We start from the raw sequence: 5,268 nt of genomic DNA, 5'->3' as shown, positions 1-5,268 counted from the left end.
AACCGCCGCGTGCTTTTTTTGATGCACGCGGGCCATGGGTATCAGCCGATACCCGGCCTTCCCTGCGCCCTCTTCGATTTCAGAGGGATGCGCACAATGCATTCCTCGGGCAGTTGGTGCCGCGAGAACGCTGGCGCATGTCTCTCCGCTGTCATGCCCGCTTCAAGCGGGCATCCAGTATTCCAGAGACGCCATTGCTTGAGCCGATAAGCCGCGGCGTACTGGATCGCCCGGTCGAGCCGGGCGATGACGGATGAGTGGCTGTTTGACATCTGAAGCGGAGATTGTTTTCAGCGCGCGGTCGCCGCGGCGGCCGGCGGCTGCCCCGCGTCGCGGCGCGGCAGCAGATAGAGCAGGGGAAGCGCGAACGGGCCGAGCAGCAAGGCTGCAATCCACATCCAGGCCGTCCGGCTGCGACCACGGCGAACCGCCAGATCGCCGGCGAAGTAGATCGAGGCGACGAAGACGGCCAAGATGGCCAAGGTAATCAGGTCCACCGCGACCTCCCGCCAATGAGCTACGGCGTTCAAAACCGATTGCATGCAGCTTAGCCGGAACTCACGTGACCTGCGAGCGTCTCGCTCGAATGTGATCGCTGCAGCGCCGTCAGCGCGTTGGTCCTCAGCTCACGCCCTGCTGCTGGCGGGCGCGCGAGGCATGGGTCTGCAGCGCGCGGATCCTTTCGGCGAGCGTGCCGCCCGCCGCGCCGGCCGCGGCCGTGTCGTTGGCAGGGCGCACCGGAAGCGGCTCTGCGGCGAGCATCGCCTCGATCGCGGAATTCGGCCCCTCGAGCTGCATCGCGAGTTTCGCCACTTCGGCGGCGATGTCGTTGATGCGCTCGCGCAGCAGCGCGTTCTCCATGCGCTCCTGGGCCCAGGAGGTTTCCGCCTGCTGCTGGATCGTGTTGATGTCGCGCTGCAGTTTGGCGCGCTCGTCGCGTGCCAGGCGAAGCTGCTCCTCGACCGCGGCCTTTTCCTGGCGCAGTTTTTCGATCGCGCCCGAGCGGCCGCCATTGATGCCGCCGAGCTCCCCGCGCAAGTCCTGCAACATGCGCTCGGCCGCCTCGTTGGCCTGGCGGAGCTGACGGTTCTCGTAGTCGCGCTCGGCGAGCAGTTTTCCCTGCGTCGCCAGCCGCGCCTCCAGATCGTTGACGCGGCTGGACAGCATCTCGGCTTCCTTGACCTGGACGATGAGCTGGCGGTCGAGATCGGTCACGCGCTGGCTGAGGTTTTCGACGCGCCCGCGGGCGTCGCCGAGATTGCGGGTCGCGGTCTCGGATTCATAGCGCTCCTGCGCGAGCCGCGCCTGGGTCGCCGAAAACTCCCTCTCGGCGTCGCCGACGCGGTTCTTCAGCTCCTCGATCTGGCTGCGCACGGTCACGAGCTCGGCCTGGCGGCTCTCCGCCACGTTCGAACGGTCGCTCAGTTCGGCGCTGATCCTGGAAAGTTCGTCCTGCTTCTCGGTCAGCGCCCTCTCGGCCTGGCGCAGCGCCTCGGTCTTGGCGGAAAATTCCTCTTCGGTGGCGCGCAGCTGCTCTTTCACCGCCTTCTCGCGCGCTTCCAGCGCAAAGATCGTGGCGTTCTTCTCGCCGATCTCGATCTTCATGCGGTTGATGGCGTCGGTTTTCTTGCCGAGTTCGGCAAGCTGGCTCGTGGTCTTGTTCTTGAGCTGCTCGACGCTCATTTCCAGCCGCCGCGCCGACATCGCAAATTCCGCGCGCAGCTGGTCCTTGTCGGCCTGGATCTCCGCCATCGACAGCGGCGTTGCGGCTTCCAGGCGCCGCGTGGTGAGGCGGACGGCGCGGTTATGCACCAGCGGCACCACCATCAGCGCACATAGCATCGCGATCAGAAATCCGATCGCCAGATACATGATCGGTTCGATCATGGCACGCTGCTCCCCGGCAAGAATCCTTGATGAAACGACAATGCCACGGGCGGTAGCCTGAAAGCCAGCCTATCGGCCAGTTAGCGTAAATCCTCCCCGGAGTGTTGCGGGGCAGACGCGCTCAGCGCGGCACGGTCAGAACGGATTCCAGGTCGCGCTCGGCGTATATTTCAGATAGCCGACATTGGCGCCCAGGCGGAGGCCGATACCGGAACGGATCGGCACCAGCACGATGTTGTTGGCGGTGAGCGCCGTCATGCCAAAACCGCCGATGATGTAGGCGGAGCCGTCGATGCCGACGAAGCGCTGGTAGATCGCACGCGTCGCCGGCAGGTTATAGACCAGCGTCATGGTCCGCGCGCCGTCGCCGCCCCAGTCGAAGCCGAGCGAGGGTCCCTGCCAGAACACTTTCAGGTCGCCGGCATTTTTGGTGTAGAGCATGCCCTCGCCGTAGCGCAGGCCCGCGACCAGGGCGCCGGACCCTTCCTCGCCCAGAATGTAGCCGTTGGGCAGGCCCCATTGGCTGACCGCGCGTTCGATCACGGAGGCAAGCCCGCGCGAGACATTGCCGAAAAAGCGGTGGCCGGCGCCGACCAGCTCGTCGGGGCCATAATAGTCCGGTCCGGGGGCGCGCTGCGGCGGCGGCAGCGGCTGTCCGGGCACCTGCTGGGGCGGTGGCATGTCGGGGGGCGGAGGCGGCGCCTGCTGGGCGGAAAGAGGTCCGGCCGACCATAACAGCGCAGCGAGCAGCGCCGCAGCAAGGCGTGAAGCAAAATTCATGAAAAGAATCCCTGATTTCTGCCTCGGCCGCCTTAACCTGACGCCAACACGCAACGGTTTAGGTTCCGCCGAATGCACCCCTTATCCCTCGATTCGCATGTTATCGGTACGAACTATGACGGCACAACGGCAAGAGGGAATTTGCCGAACATTTGCCTTGGTTACGCTTTTGGCGGGGTTTTTCGCTGTTTTCCACCCGCTCGCCAGCGCCGCGGCCACCACCGAACGAGTCGTCGTCAATCGCTTCTCGGGGCTTGCCATCGAGGGGTTTGACCCGGTCGCCTATTTCGTCGAGGGCCACCCGGTGCGGGGCCTGCCGGACATCGAGCTAATGCAGGGCGGCGCGGTGTGGCGCTTCCACAATGAGGGCGATCGCGCCTTCTTTGCGGAGCATCCGGAAATCTATGGCCCGCAATTCGGCGGTTACGATCCGACCGAGGTGGCGCGCGGCGTGACGCAGGCCGGCAATCCCCTGTTCTTCGTGGTCGCCGACCAGCGGCTCTATCTGTTCAGCCGCGAGGCCAATCGCGATGCTTTTGCGGCCGATCCGGATCGGTTCCTGGCGCAGGCGAACGCGCGCTGGCCGGAACTCGAGCGAGGCCTTGCTCAGTGAGCGTCTGCGGCTGATGGATCGCCCCAGGCGATGAAGCCCGGCACGATGAAGCCGCCATCACGTCCCTGGCCATACTTTAAGACGCCGCCATCGGGTGCGGTGATACGGCCGCCCGCCGCCGTGACCACCGCGTGGCCGGCCGCGACATCCCACTCGGAGGTCGGCGCGAGCCGCGGATACAGGTCGACCGAACCTTCCGCCAGGCGGCCGAATTTGACCGCGGAACCGAGCTGCTCGCGGACCGCATTCGGCCGCCTGGCGATAAAGGCCTCGCTCGCGCGGTCACCATGCGAGCGGCTGACCGCCGCAACCCACGGCTCGCCATGGCGCGGCATCGGACGGGTGTGGATCGGTTCCAAAACTCCAAGCCGGCCGCCCGCGAGGCGCATGCGCTCGGCACCGCGGCCGACGATTCCGCGCCAGATCAGGCCCATCGCCGGCGCGCCGACGATTCCGAGCAGCGGAGTTCCCTGCGTAACCAGCGCCAGATTGACGGTGAACTCGGCCCGTCCGGCGACGAACTCCTTGGTGCCATCAAGCGGGTCGATCAAAAAAAAGCTGCCGCGATAGGGCGGGCGCGCCGACCCGGTCCGCTCTTCCGACAGCACCGGGATGTCTGGCGCGAGCTCGCGGAGGCCGCGGGCGATGATCTGGTCGGCGGCGAGATCCGCCTCGGTCACCGGGGAACCGTCCGCCTTGCCTTCGATCGTCATCGCGCAGCGGTTGACCGCCAGGATGGCCTCGCCCGCGCGCAGCACCAGTTCGGTGAGCGGCTCAATCATTGTCGCGGCAGCATCGCAATCGATCATGTGCGCAGAGCTGTCGTTGTCATGCATCGGCCGTTCTCAACATCGTCTTCGTCCTGCTGCTGGCAGTTCACATTGCCGCAGTGTATCAAGCCTCGAAAGCGCATGTGATTCGTCTTTCAACATGAAGGCCACGTGCGTTCGGTGTCAGTCTCGCGGATTTCCAGGAACATCTAATGTCCGGTACGTCCACACCAGCCCCCGCTCCCGATATACTCGAACTCGCCGCGCTGCTCTGCTCGCGGGTCTGTCACGATCTCATCAGTCCGGTCGGCGCCATCGTCAATGGGCTCGAGGTCCTGGACGATACCGAAAAGCCGGAGGATCGCGAGTTCGCGCTGGACCTGATCCGCAAGAGCGCCAAGACGGCCTCGTCGCGGCTGCAGTTCTGCCGTCTCGCCTTCGGCGCCGCTGGCTCGGCGGGCGCCCAGATCGACCTCGGCGATGCCCAGACCATGGCGCGTGGCCATCTTGAGGACGGCAAGATCACGATCACCTGGAATCTGCCGCGCCTGTTGTTGCCGAAGAATAAGGTCAAGCTCCTGCTCAACATGATGGTGATCGCGCAGCAGACCATCCCGCGCGGCGGCGTGCTCACGGTCGATCCGGTCGGCGAAGGCGATGCGATCAGCTTTCGCGTCACCTCGACCGGACTCAACGCCCGCATCCCGCAGAATATCGCCGACATCCTCAGTGCCAGTGAGGCGGGCGCGATCGATGCCCATGCCGTGCAACCCTATTATACCAGGCTGCTCGCCCAGGACTGCGGCTGGACGGTAAAGCTTGCGGCCGAGGGCGACGGAATCGTGGTGTCCGCTTCCTGATTCAACCAGCAGTGATTGCACGGGCCGCCACCGCCGCCCTTTATGGTTAACCAGAGATTGAAGGGCGGCTCAGGGGTTCGTGGCCGCCTTATCTCCTTGTTGAGACCATTCATTTCCTCTTGCTCAACCAAACTTAAACGGTTTGCGGTGAAGCTGGCCCCGTCAGTGTAGGCGCGTCGAGGTCGCGTGCCGTTGCGTGCGAAGGCCAGAGTTCATGGATGATCTGTTGCGGGAGTTTTTGACGGAGACCAGCGAGAGCCTGGACACCGTCGACAATCAGCTGGTTCGGTTCGAGCAGGAGCCGAACAACGCAAAAATCCTCGATAACATTTTCCGGCTCGTCCACACCATCAAGGGC

General features: G+C 64.8%; 8 protein-coding genes. 4 read left to right on the top strand and 4 right to left on the bottom strand.

Features of this window, described 5'->3' with window-relative positions; all coding sequences use genetic code 11:
- The coding region (locus tag JOZ76_RS29815; RefSeq protein WP_291704828.1) for a hypothetical protein at positions 1-257 on the top strand (257 nt) is incomplete at its 5' end.
- 33 nt (positions 258-290) lie between these two features.
- On the opposite strand, the gene JOZ76_RS29810 is transcribed toward JOZ76_RS29815, so the two are convergent.
- The 3 genes from JOZ76_RS29810 to JOZ76_RS29800 form a co-directional block, all read right to left on the bottom strand.
- Positions 291-497 carry a hypothetical protein gene (locus tag JOZ76_RS29810; protein ID WP_291704827.1) on the bottom strand — a complete coding sequence of 69 codons (207 nt, stop codon included), beginning with the start codon at positions 495-497 and terminating at the stop codon, positions 291-293.
- Between the two features lie 124 nt (positions 498-621).
- A complete protein-coding gene (locus JOZ76_RS29805) occupies positions 622-1,887 on the bottom strand; it encodes a hypothetical protein (RefSeq protein WP_291704825.1) in 1,266 nt (421 codons plus the stop codon).
- A gap of 135 nt (positions 1,888-2,022) precedes the next feature.
- Entirely contained in the window at positions 2,023-2,667 is a 645-nt protein-coding gene (locus JOZ76_RS29800) for a DUF1134 domain-containing protein (protein WP_291704823.1), read from the bottom strand.
- Between the two features lie 97 nt (positions 2,668-2,764).
- Between JOZ76_RS29800 and JOZ76_RS29795 the strand changes: the two genes are divergently transcribed.
- The gene (locus tag JOZ76_RS29795; RefSeq protein ID WP_291704832.1) at positions 2,765-3,280 is read left to right on the top strand and encodes a YHS domain-containing (seleno)protein; all 516 of its coding nucleotides are present in this window, start codon (positions 2,765-2,767) and stop codon (positions 3,278-3,280) included.
- Here JOZ76_RS29795 and cysQ read toward each other — a convergent pair.
- Positions 3,274-4,116, bottom strand: a complete 843-nt coding sequence (cysQ, locus tag JOZ76_RS29790; protein WP_291704821.1) for a 3'(2'),5'-bisphosphate nucleotidase CysQ — start codon at positions 4,114-4,116, stop codon at positions 3,274-3,276. The genes JOZ76_RS29795 and cysQ overlap by 7 nt on opposite strands.
- Before the next feature lie 146 nt (positions 4,117-4,262).
- On the opposite strand from cysQ, the gene chpT reads away from it, so the two are divergent.
- Positions 4,263-4,910: a histidine phosphotransferase ChpT gene (gene chpT, locus JOZ76_RS29785; RefSeq protein ID WP_291704819.1), complete on the top strand. Its 648-nt coding sequence runs from the start codon at positions 4,263-4,265 to the stop codon at positions 4,908-4,910.
- Between the two features lie 214 nt (positions 4,911-5,124).
- Positions 5,125-5,268, top strand: a 144-nt coding sequence (locus JOZ76_RS29780; protein WP_291704830.1) for an Hpt domain-containing protein, incomplete at its 3' end; no start/stop codon positions are given.

It is taken from the genome of Bradyrhizobium sp., assembly GCF_019244115.1.
Lineage (GTDB): Bacteria > Pseudomonadota > Alphaproteobacteria > Rhizobiales > Xanthobacteraceae > Bradyrhizobium.
Note: the sequence above shows the minus strand (reverse complement) of the source record. Positions and strands in the feature narration are given on the sequence as shown.

Coding starts and splice junctions, on each gene's coding strand:
- cysQ (WP_291704821.1), bottom strand. CDS start 4,116: ATGCATGACAACGACAGCTCTGCGCACATGATCGATTGCGATGCTGCC.
- JOZ76_RS29805 (WP_291704825.1), bottom strand. CDS start 1,887: ATGATCGAACCGATCATGTATCTGGCGATCGGATTTCTGATCGCGATG.
- JOZ76_RS29795 (WP_291704832.1), top strand. CDS start 2,765: ATGTTATCGGTACGAACTATGACGGCACAACGGCAAGAGGGAATTTGC.
- JOZ76_RS29800 (WP_291704823.1), bottom strand. CDS start 2,667: ATGAATTTTGCTTCACGCCTTGCTGCGGCGCTGCTCGCTGCGCTGTTA.
- chpT (WP_291704819.1), top strand. CDS start 4,263: ATGTCCGGTACGTCCACACCAGCCCCCGCTCCCGATATACTCGAACTC.